The organism is Saccharothrix syringae (genome assembly GCF_009498035.1).
GTDB classification, from domain to species: domain Bacteria; phylum Actinomycetota; class Actinomycetes; order Mycobacteriales; family Pseudonocardiaceae; genus Actinosynnema; species Actinosynnema syringae.
On sequence record NZ_CP034550.1, the window covers coordinates 8,647,826 to 8,663,523 of the forward strand.

15 protein-coding genes are annotated in these 15,698 nt (G+C 75.4%); 4 read left to right on the top strand and 11 right to left on the bottom strand.

Annotation, left to right across the window (positions count from 1 at the left end; translation table 11 throughout):
- Nucleotides 1–184: 184 nt before the first annotated feature.
- From EKG83_RS35845 to EKG83_RS35855, 3 genes are all read right to left on the bottom strand, one after another.
- Nucleotides 185–649: a Rieske (2Fe-2S) protein gene (locus EKG83_RS35845; protein WP_033432515.1), complete on the bottom strand. Its 465-nt coding sequence runs from the start codon at nt 647–649 to the stop codon at nt 185–187.
- Nucleotides 650–749: 100 nt separating this feature from the next.
- Nucleotides 750–1,142: a Rieske (2Fe-2S) protein gene (locus EKG83_RS35850; protein WP_033432516.1), complete on the bottom strand. Its 393-nt coding sequence runs from the start codon at nt 1,140–1,142 to the stop codon at nt 750–752.
- 591 nt (nt 1,143–1,733) lie between these two features.
- A complete protein-coding gene (locus EKG83_RS35855) occupies nt 1,734–2,225 on the bottom strand; it encodes a hypothetical protein (RefSeq protein ID WP_033432517.1) in 492 nt (163 codons plus the stop codon).
- Nucleotides 2,226–2,494: 269 nt separating this feature from the next.
- Here EKG83_RS35855 and EKG83_RS35860 point away from each other — a divergent pair, with 269 nt between their 5' ends.
- Genes EKG83_RS35860 through EKG83_RS35870 form a run of 3 tightly spaced genes read left to right on the top strand, consistent with a single transcriptional unit; the run spans nt 2,495 to nt 5,541 of the window.
- Nucleotides 2,495–4,051: a helix-turn-helix domain-containing protein gene (locus tag EKG83_RS35860; protein ID WP_033432518.1), complete on the top strand. Its 1,557-nt coding sequence runs from the start codon at nt 2,495–2,497 to the stop codon at nt 4,049–4,051.
- A 2-nt stretch (nt 4,052–4,053) separates the two neighbouring features.
- A complete protein-coding gene (locus EKG83_RS35865; RefSeq protein WP_033432519.1) occupies nt 4,054–4,536 on the top strand; it encodes a hypothetical protein in 483 nt (160 codons plus the stop codon).
- 51 nt (nt 4,537–4,587) lie between these two features.
- The gene (locus EKG83_RS35870; RefSeq protein WP_170191878.1) at nt 4,588–5,541 is read left to right on the top strand and encodes a helix-turn-helix transcriptional regulator; all 954 of its coding nucleotides are present in this window, start codon (nt 4,588–4,590) and stop codon (nt 5,539–5,541) included.
- A gap of 4 nt (nt 5,542–5,545) precedes the next feature.
- Here EKG83_RS35870 and EKG83_RS35875 read toward each other — a convergent pair whose 3' ends face one another.
- The 7 genes from EKG83_RS35875 to rpe form a co-directional block, all read right to left on the bottom strand.
- Nucleotides 5,546–6,886 carry a M28 family peptidase gene (locus tag EKG83_RS35875; protein WP_033432521.1) on the bottom strand — a complete coding sequence of 447 codons (1,341 nt, stop codon included), beginning with the start codon at nt 6,884–6,886 and terminating at the stop codon, nt 5,546–5,548.
- Nucleotides 6,887–7,223: 337 nt separating this feature from the next.
- Nucleotides 7,224–7,673 (bottom strand): PH domain-containing protein, encoded by a 450-nt coding sequence (locus tag EKG83_RS35880; protein WP_051766271.1) that lies wholly within the window; start codon nt 7,671–7,673, stop codon nt 7,224–7,226.
- A complete protein-coding gene (ribH, locus tag EKG83_RS35885; RefSeq protein ID WP_033432522.1) occupies nt 7,670–8,149 on the bottom strand; it encodes a 6,7-dimethyl-8-ribityllumazine synthase in 480 nt (159 codons plus the stop codon). Before ribH ends, EKG83_RS35880 begins: the two co-directional genes overlap by 4 nt.
- Complete coding sequence (locus tag EKG83_RS35890) at nt 8,146–9,420, bottom strand: bifunctional 3,4-dihydroxy-2-butanone-4-phosphate synthase/GTP cyclohydrolase II (protein WP_033432523.1); 1,275 nt, start codon at nt 9,418–9,420, stop codon at nt 8,146–8,148. The genes ribH and EKG83_RS35890 overlap by 4 nt, the downstream gene beginning before the upstream one ends.
- On the bottom strand, nt 9,417–10,034 hold the full coding sequence (locus EKG83_RS35895; protein WP_033432524.1) for a riboflavin synthase: 618 nt from the start codon (nt 10,032–10,034) through the stop codon (nt 9,417–9,419). The genes EKG83_RS35890 and EKG83_RS35895 overlap by 4 nt, the downstream gene beginning before the upstream one ends.
- Nucleotides 10,035–10,044: 10 nt before the next feature.
- Nucleotides 10,045–11,040, bottom strand: a complete 996-nt coding sequence (gene ribD / locus EKG83_RS35900) for a bifunctional diaminohydroxyphosphoribosylaminopyrimidine deaminase/5-amino-6-(5-phosphoribosylamino)uracil reductase RibD (RefSeq protein ID WP_051766280.1) — start codon at nt 11,038–11,040, stop codon at nt 10,045–10,047.
- 14 nt (nt 11,041–11,054) lie between these two features.
- Nucleotides 11,055–11,705 carry a ribulose-phosphate 3-epimerase gene (gene rpe / locus EKG83_RS35905; RefSeq protein WP_033432547.1) on the bottom strand — a complete coding sequence of 217 codons (651 nt, stop codon included), beginning with the start codon at nt 11,703–11,705 and terminating at the stop codon, nt 11,055–11,057.
- Nucleotides 11,706–11,905: 200 nt separating this feature from the next.
- Here rpe and EKG83_RS35910 point away from each other — a divergent pair, with 200 nt between their 5' ends.
- Nucleotides 11,906–12,541 (top strand): SDR family NAD(P)-dependent oxidoreductase, encoded by a 636-nt coding sequence (locus EKG83_RS35910; RefSeq protein ID WP_051766272.1) that lies wholly within the window; start codon nt 11,906–11,908, stop codon nt 12,539–12,541.
- Nucleotides 12,542–12,687: 146 nt separating this feature from the next.
- Here the strand turns inward: EKG83_RS35910 and EKG83_RS49290 are convergent, their stop codons facing one another.
- Entirely contained in the window at nt 12,688–15,684 is a 2,997-nt protein-coding gene (locus tag EKG83_RS49290; protein WP_153278667.1) for a helix-turn-helix transcriptional regulator, read from the bottom strand.
- Nucleotides 15,685–15,698 lie beyond the last annotated feature (14 nt).

Below are 15,698 nucleotides of genomic sequence, written 5' to 3' on the forward strand. Positions count from 1 at the left end.
GGAGTGGAGGACACGCGGTGCCGGAGTGGAGGACACGCGGGTCTTGGGCGTTGAACTCGCGGGTGCCGGACGTTCGACACGGGAGGCGTGAACGTTCGACTCGCGAGGGCTGGGCGCATGACACGCGGGTCCTGGGCGCATGACACGCGGGGGGTGGGTGCGTGGCAGGCGGGGGTGGGGTGGGTCAGGCCAGGACTACCTGGCCGTTCTCCACCTTGACCGGGACCTCGGTGAGGCCGGTGGTAGCCGGGCCCTTGGCCAGTGAGCCGTCGGCGGCCTTGAACTGGCTGCCGTGGGCCGGGCAGGTCATGGTGCCGTTCTCCGGCGGGGCGACCGTCACGCCCTGGTGGGGGCACGTGGCGTCGTACGCCTTGACCGCGTCGCCGGTGCGGACCAGCACGAGCGGCTTGCTGGTGGCGGGGTTGCCGGCCACCAGGCCGCCGCCGTCGGGCACGTCGGCCAGGGCCGCGATGGGGGGCGCACCGGCCGTGCCGGTCCCCGCGGTGCCACCGGAGGTGCCGGTGGTGCCACCGCCGGACGTGCTCGGCTCGCCGCCGCACGCCGCGAGACCGCCGGGGACCGCGAGCGCGACCAGCAGGCCGCACAGCGCCGAGCGACGGGACAGCCCTGTTTTCTCCGTTGAACTCAAAACCGGTCCTCCGCTACGTGGTGGTGGGTCGTTCGGGTACACACGCAATACGACGGCGCGTGAAGCCGGGTTCAACAACTCCCGCCCAATGGGACCTTCTTCAGGAAAGCAACACATCGCCCCCGGAAACCACGACCGGGACCTCTTCCAGGCCCCGCGGCGACGGGCCGGACAGCACCGCGCCGGAAGCCGGGTCGAAGGTGCTGCGGTGCGTCGGGCAGGTGATCGCGCCGGCGGCGGGAGGGTTCACCGTCGTGCCCTGGTGCGGGCAGGCCGGGTTGAACGCGCGGACGACCGCGTCCGAGGGCCTGACCAGCAGCAACTGGCCGTTGCCCGCCACGTCGACCAGCGCGCCGGAACCGACCGGGACGTCCCCCAGCCCGGCGATCCGGTCACCCGGGCGGGCGGAGCCGACACCCGGCCGGCGGGTGGGCGCGGCGGTGCCGCAGGCGGTCAGGGCGAGCAGGCCGCACAGCAGCGTTCTCCGGTCCACCGGTCCATCTTCGCCGATGGCGAGTGGATCAACGCGGCCGGCCGGATGGAGCAGCGCCGGGTGGCGAGTGCGGTGAGGTGAGTGCGGCGAGGTGGGCGCGGCGAGGCGAGGCAGCGCGGGCGCGGCAGGGCGAGCGGGGCAAGCCGGGGCGGAGCGGGGCAAGCCGGGGCGGAGCGGGGCAAGCCGGGGCGGAGCGGGGCAAGCCGGGGCGGAGCGGGGCAAGCCGGGGCAGGGCGAGGCAGGCGAGGTGGGGCGGCCAGGCGGGGCGAGGCGCGGCGAGGCGAAGCGCGGCGAGGCGAAGCGCGGCGAGGCGGGGGGCATGGCAGCCGGACCGGGCCGTCGGACCGCTCCGCAGTGGCGGTCCGACGGCCCGGTGGCCGGCGCCCCGGGCCGTCCGGTCGTCGGCAGACCCGGGGCGCGTGTCCGGTGACCCGGATCGGAGCGCCCCCCGCAGCGGCGCACCGCACCGGGCAGCCGGAGTTCCGGCGCGTCCCCTCCCCGGCGGTCACCCGGAAGGGTGATCCGGGGGACCACCCGGCCGGCATGTCGGGCCGGTGCCGGGACGGCGGGGAGGGGGCGACCCGGTAGGGGCTACCGGTCCTGCGCCACGGCGGTCCGGGCCAGGGCCAGCACCGCGGTGAACGGCGGGAACCAGTGCCGCGAGTGCGACGGCGGGTTCGCCCACCTCAGCGACCCGTAGCGGGTCATGGTCGGCGGCAGGGCGATGCGCTGCGGCGAGCGGACGAACTGGACCTCCGGCGGCGCCTTCAGGTGCGTCGGCAGCAGCGCCACCAGTTCGGCGAGGAAGATCCAGTGCTCCCGCGGCCCCGGGATCACCGTGACCGGGCCGGCCAGCATGCGGGCCTTGAGGTCGGCCAGCACCCGCGAACCGATGCGGGCGGGCATGGCCAGGGCGGTGGTGGCGGGCCCGAGCGGCAGGAAGACGCCCTGCTCGGTGATGGAGACCTTCCAGCCCAGCAGCCGGTAGCCCGCGATGGCCTCACCCAGTGCCCGCTGGTGCGCGCGGTCGCGGGGCCCTGACCTCGGGCCGTGGTCGGCGGTGGTAGCGGCGGTGATGCTCATCTGTCGTTCCTCCCCGGGTCGGGTGGAGCGGGCGGGTGCGGAGCCACGGGGTCGACCAGGCGCCGCCTCCTCGCAGGGTCGGTCCGCGCGGGGCCCGCCACCACACCGTCGTCGGTTGAGGTCCATGCACCGTACGTATGCCGCTCATCCACCACCCGGCGTCACCGGCCACCCTTCCGGGGACCTACTTCGCCATATGCATGAAATGCATGGACTCCTGATCACATCTCTATACACTGATGACCACGCTCAGTGACGGGGAGCGAACCATGGGACGGAAAGCCAGGAGAGCTGCCACCACCAGGCGCGCATGCCCGTCGTGCGGGGCGTTGATCGCCGCCGACAACCCCGATCAGCTCTGCCAGCGCTGCCGGCGCACCGCGGGCGCCGAGCTCCACGGCCCGCCCCGCGTCCCGGAGGACTTCTGGGACCACGAGGCGATGGCCGCCGCGTTCTCCGACCGGAACATGGGTGCGCTCCTCGCCGCCTACCGGCACCACCCCCAGCACGTCAGTCGCGTCACCCAGGACCGCATGGCGTCCTGGCTGGGGATCTCCCAAGCACAGCTTTCGCGGTACGAGACCGGTGAGAACCCGATCGACCGGATCGACCGCCTGCGCCACTTCGCGCGGGTGCTCGGCGTCCCCGGCGACCGGCTGTGGTTCGACCGCGTCGGAATCCCAAGCCAGGCGGGCCCCGACCGTGGTGCCCCGCCCGATGTGCTCGTCGCGGCGTGGGACGCGTCGAGCATAGCCAGATCGGTCGAGGAGACTGCGAGGAACGACTTGGCGATCAGCAGACGAGCGGCGCTCTCCGGAGCCGCCGCGGTGGCGATGGGTACCTCACTGGTGGAGCCCCTGCAACGGTGGCTCCACCCCTTGCAGCCCCTGTCCCGGTGGTCGTCCGCCGGGGCGATCAGCGAGGAGGAGCTGGCCGCGCTGCAGCACGTCGCCGACGGGCTGCGCGGGTGGGGCGGACGTGGCGGGTACGGGCTGGCGCGCAAGGCGGTGCTCGGGCAGTTGGAGGAACTGGCCGAGCGGCTGACGCGCGCACCCGCGGCCCCGACCACGGAGCGGGCCTTCTTCATCGGCGCGGAGCTGTCCAAGGTCGCGGCGAGCATGTCCTGGGACGCGGGCATGCACGACGCCGCGCAGCGGTACTACGTGCTGGGCGTGCGCATGGCCAAGGCCGGGCGCAACGACCCGTTCGCCGCGCTGTGCCTGGCGGCGATGGCGCGGCAGATGTTCGACTTGGGCCGCTCGGAGGACGGCCTGGAGCTGGTCCAGCTGGCGCAGTACGGCACCAGGCGCACCGCGACGCCCACCCTGCAGGCGTTGCTGCTGACCCGCGAGGCGTGGGCGTACGCGCAGATGGGCCGGGTGCGGGAGTTCCACCGGGCGGTCGGGCAGGCGCAGGACAGCTTCGCCCAGCGGCGGCCCGGCTCCGACCCGTGGTGGCTGGACAGCTTCGACGAGGCGGAGCTGGAGGGCGTGATCGGGGCCCGGATGCGGGACCTGGCCGCGCACGACCCGGCGCAGGCCGAGCAGGCCGAGCGGCACATCCGGCGGGCGCTGAGCCTGCGGGACCCGTCGCGGGTGCGCAACCGGGCGTTCGACGTCATCGGGCTGGCCCGCACGAAGATGGTCGCGGGCGAGCCGGAGGAGGCGTGCGCCCTGATCCAGCAGGTGCTGCCGAAGGCGGCGGGCCTGGCGTCCGGGCGGGTGGTGCGCAAGCTGCAGGACTTCGCCAAGGAGGCCGAGCGGCACCGGGACCTCGCGGTGGTGCGCGACACCCGTGAGGCGATCCGGGGACTGCGGACGGCCTGACGATGCGGGTGGGTGTGACAGGGCACAGCAAACTGGTGCCCGAGTGCGTCGACGCCGTGCGGGCGGCGATCCGCGAGGCGTTGGAGGCCGAGGCGGCGGGCGGGTCATCCCTGGTCGGGGTGACCTGCCTGGCGCCGGGCGCGGACCAGCTCTTCGCGCGGGTGGTGCTCGACCTCGGCGGGCGGGTGGAGGTCGTGCTGCCCGCCACGGACTACCGGGACCGGCTCAAACCGGAGAAGCGGGCCGCCTACGACGAGCTGCTGGCCAGGGCGCACGTGGTCAGCGTGCTGCCCAACGAGCTGTCCGGGCGGCACGCGTACGTGATGGCCAACGAGCGGATGCTCGCCTCGGTGGAGCTGCTGGTCGCGGTGTGGGACGGGCAGCCGCCCGACGGGCGCGGCGGCACCGCGGACGTGGTGGAGACGGCGCGGGCGTCGGGCGTGCCGGTGGTCGTCGTGTGGCCCGAGGGGGCGCGCAGGGGGTGACCGCGCGATAGCGGACACCGGCTGTCCGCGATGGCCGGCAGACTCGGCGTCGTGCTGGAGACCTCCGCCCGACTGCTCAAGCTGTTGTCGCTGCTCCAGGTCCGCCGCGACTGGACCGGGGCGGACCTGGCCGGGCGGCTCGGCGTGGACGTCCGCACCGTCCGCCGCGACGTGGACAAGCTGCGCACCCTCGGCTACCCGGTGAACGCCTCGCCCGGCGTGGCGGGCGGGTACCGGTTGGGCGCGGGCGCCGAGCTGCCGCCGCTGCTGCTCGACGACGACGAGGCGGTGGCCGTGGCGGTCGGGCTGCGCACCGCGGCCAACGGGACCGTGGCGGGCATCGAGGAGACCTCGGTGCGGGCGCTGGCGAAGCTGGAGCAGGTGCTGCCCTCGCGGCTGCGGCGGCGGGTCAACGCGCTCCAGGAGCACACGGTGTCCCTGGCGCCGACCGTGAGCCGGGTGGACTCGGGCACGCTCACCGCGATCGCCGGCGCGTGCCGGGACAACCAGCGGCTGCGGTTCCCCTACGCCGGGCGGGACGGCGCCACGCGCCGGCACGTGGAGCCGCTGGGCCTGGCCCACACCGGGCGGCGCTGGTACCTGGTGGCGTGGGACGTGGACCGGGGCGACTGGCGGACGTTCCGGGTGGACCGGATCGAGGCCGAGCCCACGCCGGGGGCCCGGTTCACGCCCCGCGAGCCACCCGCCGAGGACCTGGCGTCGTACGTGTCGCGGCAGCTGTCCGTGGCGCCCTACGCGCACGAGGCGCGGCTGGTGATGCACGCGCCGTACGAGGTGGTGGCGGCGCGGACCTCGCACACGTCGGTGCACCTGCGGCGGATCGACGACGAGCGCACGCTGCTGACCGTCGGCACGCCGTCGCTGGCGGGGCTGGGGCCGTGGATCGCGATGATCGGGGTGGACTTCGAGGTCGAGGGCCCGGAGGAGCTGAAGGAGCACTTCCGGGCCCTCGGCGAGCGGTTCCTGCGGGCGGCCGGGCCCTGAGCCCTCAGGACCGCGTGCGGGCCAGGCGGTAGGCGGCGGACCCGATCAGCTCCAGCGACACCTGGAGGCGTTCGGGGCTCACGTTCTGCGCGATGGTGTCCTCGGGGGTGTGGTAGAGCGGTTCCAGCTCGTGCGGGCCGCCCTCGCCGCGCCAGCTGAAGTTCGCCGCGGCGATGCCGCGCTCGTGGAACGGCACGTGGTCGCTGCTGCCGCGCGGCACCGGGCCGTGCACCCGTGCGCCGTAGCCGAGGCGGGCCGCGGCGGCGGCGACCTCGGCGGTGGTGGCGTTGGCGCCGCCGTCGACCGACAGCAGCCAGTAGGCGGTGGCCGGGCCGTGGCTGGTGGCGACCATGTCGTTCTGGAAGACGCCCGCGATGCGGCCGGCCTCGGCGTCGGTGAGCTGGCCGACGTAGTGGCGGGAACCGATCAGGCCCTGCTCCTCCGAACCCCACAGGGCGAACCGGAGCGCCCGGTGGGTCGGCAGGTAGCGCAGCACGCGGGCCAGCTCCAGGGCCAGGACGGTGCCGCTGCCGTCGTCGTTGGCGCCGGGCGAGCCGGGGACGGTGTCGTAGTGGGCGGTGATCATGACCACGCCGTGGTCGGGGCCGCCGCGGAAGGTCGCCGGGCGGTCGGCGATGACGTTGTACGAGGTCAGGCCGGTGTGGTGGGTGGTGTTGACGGTGACCGTGACCGGACCGGCGGCGCGCAGCCGCTCCACGTGCACCTGCGCGATGCCCAGCACGGGCACGGCGACGTTCGCGGTCAGGGCGGGCGAGAACGCGCCGGTCTTGCCCGCGGGCGGGGTGGACACCCGGCCGACCAGCACCGCCACCGCGCCCAGCCGGACCGCGTCGAGCACGGCGGTGGAGCCGGTGGGCACGTTCACCAGCAGCGCGACCTTGCCGGTCAGGTCGGCGGGCGGGGTCGCGCCGGTGTCGAGGTCGACCACCTCGCCCGACGCGGAGGCGCCGAGGGCGCCGAAGCGGGAGGCCGCGGCGTGCCAGGTGTCCCGGCCGACCAGCAGGGTGGACAGGTACTTGTCCGGTGCGGCGAACGGCTGGAGCGTCACCTGGTAGCGCAGGTCGCGCAGCACGCCGGCCAGGTAGTCGCGGGCCCGGTGCTCGGACTCCGTGCCGCCGATGCGCAGGCCGATGCGGTCGCTGAGCACGCGCAGGTGCTCCAGCGCCCTGCGCGCCCGCACCCGACCCACCACCGGGTAGTCGCCCAGGCCGAGGTCCGGCGCCCCCGACGCGCCGGGCCGCTGGGCCAGGGCCGCCGGGTTCAGGCCGAGCGTGACCACGCCCGCCGCCGCGGCGGCGCCGGTGAGGAGTGAACGTCTGCGCATGAGCGGCCCCCCGGGGTTCGTCGATCACCCGAACCTAGGCAGGCCCCCCGACCCGGACAAGCCGCCGATGGCGCACACCCGCTCCCCCGATGGAGCCACGCCGACCAGCGGACTCCCCTGCCCCCACCGGCCACACGCGGTGCCGGACCGGAGGACACGCGGTGCCGGAGTGGAGGACACGCGCGGCTTGAACGCATGACACGCGCGGCTTGAGCGCATGACACGCCGCAGTTAAGTGCTCGATCCCGGGCGTGTCATGCGTTCGGCACCGGCGTGTCATGCGGTCGGGACCCGCGTGTCATGCGGTTGGGGGTGGTGAGTTCTACATTCGGAGGGGTCAGGTGGTGGCGGTTCGGTGGAGGTCTCGCAGGGCGCGGACGGCGGTCACGGCGTGGTCGCGGTCCACCGCCTGGATGGCCATGATCGAGACGTACTCGTCGTCGGGGAGTTCCAGGCGGGCCCAGGAGGCGCCGTCGGGGAACGAGACGTGCAGGACCTCCTGCCAGGTGAAGCGGTGGGCGGTGACCACGTTGCGCACCTCGACGCCGGTGGCGTCGGCGCGCACGCGCGGCCGGGTGAGCAGCAGGACGCCCGCCGCCAGCAGGACGCCCAGGCAGATCATCGCCACCTGGTCGGACACGCGGAAGATCACGCCGGTGGGCGTGTTGCCCAGCAGCAGGCCCACCGCGGTGAACGCCACCACCAGGAACACCGCGCAGGCACCGGCCACCAGCCGGATCCTCTTCGGGCGGAACTCGACGGCGGGCGCGGTCACGGCGGCGCTCACGACCCCGCCCGCAGCCCGCGCAGCACCAGCGCCGTGTCCAGCGCCGCCACGCACGCCTCGAAGCCCTTGTCCTCCGCCGAGCCCGGGAACCCGGCGCGGTCGAGCGCCTGCTGCTCGTCGTTGGTGGTGAGCACGCCGTTGCCGACCGGGGTCGACGAGTCCAGCGCCACCCGGGTCAGGCCGGCGGTCACCGCGTCGCACACGTACTCGAAGTGCGGCGTCCCACCCCGGATCACCACGCCCAGCGCCACCACCGCGTCGTGCGTGCGGGCCAGCTCCTGGGCCACCACGGGCAGCTCGACCGCGCCCGCCACGCGCGCCACGGTCGGCGAGTCGACGCCCGCCTCCGCCGCCGCGTCCAGGGCCCGGGCCACCAGGTTGTCGGTGATCTTGGTGTGCCACCGCGTGGCCACCACGGCCAGCTTCAGGCCCGCCGCGTCCGGGACCCGGTCCTCGGGCCGCCCCTCGCCGCTCATTCCGCTCCTTCCGTGGTGGACACCACCGCGCCGCCCTGGGCCAGCGACTCGTACTGCTCCAGCTGGTGCAGCTCGTGGCCCATCCGGTCGCGCTTGGTGCGCAGGTACCGCAGGTTCTCCGGGTTGGGCGAGATGGGCAGCGGCACCCGGTCCAGGACCGTGAGGCCGTAGCCCTCCAGGCCGACCCGCTTGGCCGGGTTGTTGGTCAGCAGCCGCATCGACTTGACGCCCAGGGAGCACAGGATCTGCGCGCCGGTGCCGTAGTCGCGCGCGTCGGCGGGCAGGCCCAGGCCGAGGTTGGCGTCCACGGTGTCCGCGCCGCGGTCCTGCAGCTGGTACGCCTGCAGCTTGTGGATCAGGCCGATGCCGCGGCCCTCGTGCCCGCGCATGTAGAGCACGATGCCGCGGCCCTGCGCCGCGACCGCCTCCAGCGCCGCGTCGAGCTGCGGGCCGCAGTCGCACCGCAGCGAGCCGAACACGTCGCCGGTCAGGCACTCCGAGTGCACGCGCACCAGCACGTCCTCGCCGTCGCCGAGGTCGCCGTAGACCATCGCGATGTGCTCGATGCCGTCGAGCCTGCTGTCGAAGCCGACCGCGGTGAACGTGCCGTGCGCGGTCGGGATGCGGGCCTCCGCGACCCGCTCCACCTGCGTCTCCACCCGCCGCCGGTAGGCGATCAGGTCGGCGATGGTGATCAGCGCGAGGTCGTGGTCGGAGGCGAACACCTCCAGCTCGTCGCGCCGCGCCATGTCGCCCTCGTCCTTCTGCGACACGATCTCGCACAGCACGCCCGCCGGCGAGAGCCCGGCCAGCCGGGCCAGGTCGACCGCGGCCTCGGTGTGCCCGGCGCGGCGCAGCACGCCGCCGTCGCGGGCGCGCAGCGGCACCACGTGACCCGGTCGGGTGAAGTCCTTGGCGTTGGCGTCCGGGTCGGCCAGCAGCCGGATGGTGCGCGCCCGGTCCGCGGCGGAGATGCCGGTGGACACGCCCTCGCGGGCGTCGACGGTCACCGTGTACGCGGTGCCCCGCTGGTCCTGGTTCGTGTGGTACATCGGCGGCAGGTCGAGCCGGTCGCAGTCGGCCTCGGTCAGCGACACGCACACGTACCCGGACGTGTAGCGGACCATGAACGCCAGCAGCTCCGGCGTGGCCTTCTCCGCGGCGAAGATCAGGTCGCCCTCGTTCTCGCGGTCCTCGTCGTCCACCACGACGACGGGTCGGCCCGCGGCGACGTCCGCGATGGCCCGCTCGATGTCGGCGAAGTCCTTCACCGGGCCTCCTCGGAGTCGGGGCGCAGGTGGGGCAGGGCCAGCCGCTCGACGTACTTGGCCAGCACGTCCACCTCCAGGTTGACGTGGTCGCCCGGCGTGCGCCTGCCGAGCGTGGTCAGTTCGAGCGTGGTGGGGATGAGGCTGACGGTGAACGAGCCCTCGTCGACCGACACCACGGTCAGCGACACGCCGTCCACGGTGATCGAGCCCTTCTCCACCACGTACCGCGCCAGCTTCGGCGGCAGGCCGATGTGGACGACCTCCCAGTGCTCGGCCTTCTCGCGCGCCAGCACGGTGCCCGTGCCGTCCACGTGGCCCTGCACGATGTGGCCGCCCAGCCGCTGCCCCACGGCGGCGGCGCGCTCCAGGTTGACCTTGTCGCCCTCGGCGACCTTGGCCAGGCTGGAGCGGGTGAGGGTCTCGCGCATCACGTCCGCGGTGAAGGCGCCGCCCTCGACGTCCACCACGGTGAGGCAGACGCCGTTCACCGCGATGGAATCGCCGTGCTTGGCGTCGCTGGTCACCAGCGGGCCCGCGATGGTGACGCGGGCCGCGTCCGGCAGGTCCGCGACGGCGACGACCTCACCCAACTCCTCGACGATCCCGGTGAACACCGTTCCTCCTCTAGCGGTCCGGGACTGCGGAGACCCGCACGTCCGGTCCGCACATGCTGACCTGCTCCACGACCATCCCCACCGCACCGGCGACCGCCGACACCCCGGTGTCCCGCATGGCGGGAGCACCGGAGCCCGACAACCTCGGCACGAGGTACGCGAGCACCCGGTCGACGCGGCGCGCTGCGGTGAAGGCACCCGCCAGGGTAGGCCCGCCCTCCAGCAGCACGTCGACGACACCGCGCCGGGCCAGCTCGCCCAGCACCACGTCGGGGTCGTGCGTGCGCACGTGCACGGTCTCCGCCTCGTCGTCCAGGACCCGGGCGCCGGCCGGCAGGTCGCCGGTGCCGACGACGACCCGCAGCGGCTGCCGGGCCGGTGCCGGCCCGGGACCGGTGGGGCGCGCGGTCAGCCGGGGGTCGTCGACGCGGACCGTACCGGTGCCGACCACGACCGCGTCCACTTTGGCGCGCAGGTCGTGGGACTCGGCGCGGGACTCGGCGGAGCCGATCCAGCGGCCGGTGCCGTCCGCGGCGGCCACCCGGCCGTCGAGCGTGGCGGCGTACTTCCAGGTCACGTGCGGCCGGCCGGTGCGGGCGAAGTGCAGCCAGGCGCGCAGCGGGCCGCGCTCGACCTCCTCGGCGAGCAGCCCGGACCCGACCTCGACGCCCGCGGCGCGCAGCGCGTCGGCTCCCCCGGCGGCGCCCGGGTTGGGGTCGGCCACCGCGTGCACCACCCGCGCGACGCCCGCGGCCAGCAGGGCCCCGGTGCACGGCGGGGTGCGGCCGTGGTGGTTGCAGGGCTCCAGGGTGACCACGGCGGTGCCGCCGCGGGCGCGGTCCCCGGCCCGGGCGAGGGCGACGACCTCGGCGTGGGCCTGGCCGGGCGGCCGGGTGGCGCCCTCGCCGACCGGTTCGCCGCCGGCGTCCAGGATCACGCAGCCGACCGGCGGGTTGGGGCTCGTGGTGCCCCGCACCCGCTCGCTCACCGCGATGGCCCGCGCCATCGCCTCCGCCGGGGTCACCGGGCGCGGGCGGCCTGCTGGCGCAGCCGCTCCAGGGCCGCGCCGGGGTCGGCGGCGTCGTAGACCGCGGAACCGGCGACGAAGCAGTCGACGCCCGCCTCCGCGGCCCGGGCGATGGTGTCCTCGTTGATGCCGCCGTCGATCTCGACGACCAGCCTGAGGTGGCCGGTGTCGACCAGGCGGCGCGCGGTGCGGACCTTGTCCAGCACCTCGTCCATGAACTCCTGGCCGCCGAACCCGGGCTCGACCGACATGACCAGCAGGGTGTCGTAGTGCTTGAGCACGTCCACGTAGGGCTCCAGCGGCGTGCCCGGCTTGAGCGACAGGCCCGCCTTCGCGCCGGCCGCGCGCAGGTCCTTCGCCAGCGCCACCGGGTCGTGCGCGGCCTCCACGTGCACGGTCACGTTGTGCGCGCCCGCCTCGGCGTACCCGGTGGCCCAGCGGTCCGGGTCGTCGATCATCAGGTGGCAGTCCAGCGGGATGTCGGTGGCCTTGCGCAGCGACTTCACCACGGGCAGGCCGATGGTCAGGTTGGGCACGAAGTGCGCGTCCATCACGTCCACGTGCAGCCAGTCCGCGCCGGCCACGGCGGCGGCCTCGTCGGCCAGGCGCGCGAAGTCCGCGGACAGGATGCTCGGGGCCATCATCGGCTCGTTGACCACGGCTGGGGAGTCTAGGCTTCCGCGCTCGGGCCGCCCCCTCCGGGACTTGTGTTCCAGCCCACTACCCGATCGCGTGGTTTCCCGCTCCGACGTGCCTTTTTCGACTACTCACGCGGGTAGTTCCCTGCCGCTGCGGCGCGGTTTACGTTCTGGTGCGGGGATTGGGCGCACTGGGGAGTGTGGGGATGAATGCCGAATTCCGCCGTCGCGTCGCGCTGGTCACCGGCGCCTGTTCGCAACTCGGCGGCGAGGTGGTGGAGGCGCTGGCCCGGCGCGGCGCGCTGGTGGCGGCCGTGGACGGCGACGGGCCGCGGCTGGCCGACCTGGTCGAGCGGCTGCGCGGCGAGGGGCTGCGCGTGGCCGGGCGGCAGATCGACGTGACGTCGGGCGAGGCCGTCGACGCGCTGGTGGACCAGGTGGAGCGGGAGTTCGGGGCGGTCGACGCGCTGGTCGCGGTGGCGGGCGCGCTGCGGCCCGGGCCCGCGCTGTCGATCAGCGACGAGGACTGGGCGCACAGCTTCCGGGTCAACGTGGACGGGGTGTTCAACGCGTCGCGGGCGGTGGGGGCGCGCATGGTGGCCCGGGGGCGCGGGACGATCGTGATGGTGCCCGCGCACGCGGTGGCGGTGCCCCGGTCGGGGGTGGCGGCTTACGCGGCCTCCCGGGCGGCGGCGGTGGCGTTCACCGAGTGCCTGGCCGTGGAGGTGGCGGCCCGGGGGGTGCACTGCGCGGTGGTGGCGCCCGCGGACGTGCGGCGGGTGGCGGACGAGGTGTGCTTCCTGCTCGGTGACGGTGAGCCGGCGGGCGCCGTGGGGGCTTGAGGTTGTGGGGGCTGTCGGGGCTTGAGGCGTCCGGGCTGTGCAGGGGCCCCCGCCTGGGGGTGCCTGTTCTCGATCCTGCCGGCGGGGGACGACGTTCCGGGGCGGCGCGGGCGCGGTCTGCGGACAACCGCGGTCCCGGCCGCGGGTCAGACGGTCGAGGTCTCCTGCTGGTGCGTGAACCGGGCCAGTTCGACCCGCGAGCTGATGCCGAGCTTCTTGAAGATCCCCCGGAGGTGGTAGTTCACCGTGTGCGGGGACAGGTAGAGCTGCTTGGCCACCTGCCGGTTGGTCAGCCCGGCGCCGACCAAGCGCGCGATGTCGCGCTCCGGCCCGGACAGCCGCTGCCAGCCCGCGCCGTCGCCCGGCTGGGCGTGCCCGGTGCGCCTGCGCAGCCGCGCGGCCTCGCCGTCCGCGCCCATCCGCTCGAAGACCCGCAGCGCCAGCGCGGTGTGGGAGGCGGCGCGGTCGGCGTGCCCGGTCTCGGCCAGCAGCACCGCCAGGTCCTCGTTGGCGTTGGCCTTCGCCCACGGGTGCACGTGCCGCCCCGCCGCCGCCAGCAACCCGTCCACGTCGCGGTCCAGCAGCGCCCGCGCGTGGGCGGCGGCCACCGCCGCGGTCGGGAAGCCCGGGTTGTTCACGGCCAGCTCCTCGGCCGCGGCCACCACGTCGCCGGCCAGCTTGTCGTCGTCCACGGCCAGCGCGAGCCGGACCAGCCAGGCCGCCGCGCCCGGTTCCTCGATCAGCATGCGCCGGGTGGCACCGGGGTCGGCCAGGCGCTCGCGGACCTGCTCAGCCGCGCGGTCGTGACCGCCCTGAGCGTGCCCGAGCAGCAGCTCCACCCAGTCGTACTGGCCGGAGTGCAGCACCGCCTCCCCCGCGGCCAGGTCGGCCCGGTAGCGGCGCACGTGCTCGGCCGCCGCGGTGACCTCGCCCCGGTGCAGCGCCACCGTGGCCAGCACCGTGGAGGCGAGCGGCACCAGCAGCCGCAGGCCGCGGTCGCGGGCCGCGGCCAGGCCCTGCCGGGCCGCGACCTGGGCCTGCGCGAGCCTGCCCGCCTGGGTGAGCACGCGGGCGCGGGCGATCGTGCGGGCGGCGGGCGCGCCGGTGGTCACCGCGTCGTCCACGACGGCGCCGTCGCCGCGCACCAGGCGCTCGGCGTCGTCGAACTCGCCCAGCGCCGACAGCTTCAGCGCGAACGCCACCGACGACTGCGACTGCCACCACGCGGTGGGGCGGTCCAGCTCCCAGCGGGTGGACTCGCGGCCCCAGTACACGCCCTCGGCGAGGTTCCCGGCGCTCCACTCCAGGCACGAGTGCACGGTCGCGGCCATCACCACGTCCGCGTCGCTGACCTCGCGGTCGCGGACGGTCAGCATGGACAGGGCGTGCGCGCCGGCGCGGGCACCGGTGGCGAAGTACAGCGACAGCAGCCGGCCCGCCTCGGCCAGCCGGCGCAGCGGGCCCGGCACGCCCGCCGTGATCCGCACCTGCTCGGTCTCGGCCACCGCGTCGGCCGGGCGGCCGTCGGCCAGCAGGATGCCCGCCAGCACGACGCGCAGCTCCGCGGCGGCGGCCGGGTCCAGGCGGGTGGTCAGGCTGTCCCGGGCCAGCGCGATGGCCGCGCCCAGGCGGCCGTTCGCGGCCAGGGCGCGGACGTCGCGCACGGCCGCCGCGCCCCGGGTGCTCTCCTCGATCTCGGTGGGGTCCGGGGGCGGGGCGGGAGCCGGGGGTTGGGTGAGGGTCGGGAGCTGGGTGTTCGGGGAGCGGGTGGGGGTCGGGAGCTTGGCGGGGTCCAGGAGCCGGGCGGGGCGCGGGGGCTGGACCTGGTCCGCGGGCTGGACCTGGTCCGGGGGCGCCGCAAGCGGCGGGGGCACGCCGGGGGCCGAGGGCACGCCAGGGGCCAGGGGCACGCCGGGGGTCGAGGGCGCTGCGGGGCTCGGAGGCTGGGCGGGGTCGGGGGCCCGGGCCGGGTCGGGGGCCCCGGTGAGGTCCAGGGGTCGGGCGGGGTTCGCGGCCGGCGGCACCGCCGCGTCGTGGCGCAGGGCGCGCAGCACCGGCTCGGGGATCGACGCGACCACCGCACGCCACACCAGTTCCGAGCCGAACTCCAGCCGCTCGCCGGTGGACACCACCAGGCCCGAGGCGATCACCTCGTCCACGGTCAGCAGCAGCGCGGCGGTGGTCTCGCCCATCATCGCGGCCGCCTCGTGCAGCGGGAACGACCGGCCGATCACCGCGGCGACCCTCAGCAGCTGGGTGGCCTTGGCGGGCAGGGCCGCGACCCGGCCGCGCACCAGGTCGACCACCCGGGCCGGCAGCCGGGCGTCGCGCAGCCACGCCTCGTACCGCGCGTTCGGCCGGGCGTGGTGGGCCCGGGAGTCCTGCGGCAGGGGGTCGTGCACGCGGGGGTCGTGCCACTGGGAGGTGTGCAGCAGGGGGTCGTGCAGGAGGGCGTCGTGCAGGAGGGCGTCGTGCAGGAGGGGGTTGCGCAGGCGGGGGTCGCGCGGCCGGGTGTCGGGGCGCGGGGCGTCGGGCCGCGGCGCGTCGGGTGGCGGGGCGTCGCGCAGGCGGGCCACCCCGTCCCGCACGTCCAGCCGGTCCTCCTCGCGCAGGCCGGTGACCAGTTCGGCCACCAGGCGCGGGTCCCCGCCCGCCGCGGCGGCGAAGGCGGCCAGCTCCGGCGCCGGTTCGGCGCCGAGCACGTCCCGGACCACCCGCTCGACCGCGGCGGCGTCGACCGGGCCCAGGGGCAGCACCTCGCCGTGCTCGGGCAGGGCCCGGCGGACCGCGGCGCCCGCCTGGTGGCCGAACAGGGCCAGCAGGACGGTGACCGGGCGCTCGCGCACGTCGGCCAGCAGGGTGAGCAGGGCGGCGGGATCGGCGTGCGCGTGGTCGACGGCGAGCAGCGGGCGGGCGGGGGCGTCGAGTTCCAGGGTGCGGGCGACCTCGGCCGAGTTCGCCAGTTGCTCGCCGGGCACCAGGACGGCGAGGTAGCCGCGGTCGCGGGCCGCGTGGACCGCTTCTCCGAGCAGGAAGGTCTTGCCCGAGCACGGCGGGCCGTCGATGGCCAGCAGGCCACCCGGTGTGGACAGGAAGCGGAGAACCGAAGCCCATTCACGATCCCGGCCGTGCAATTTCGACACAATCAAGACTGCTA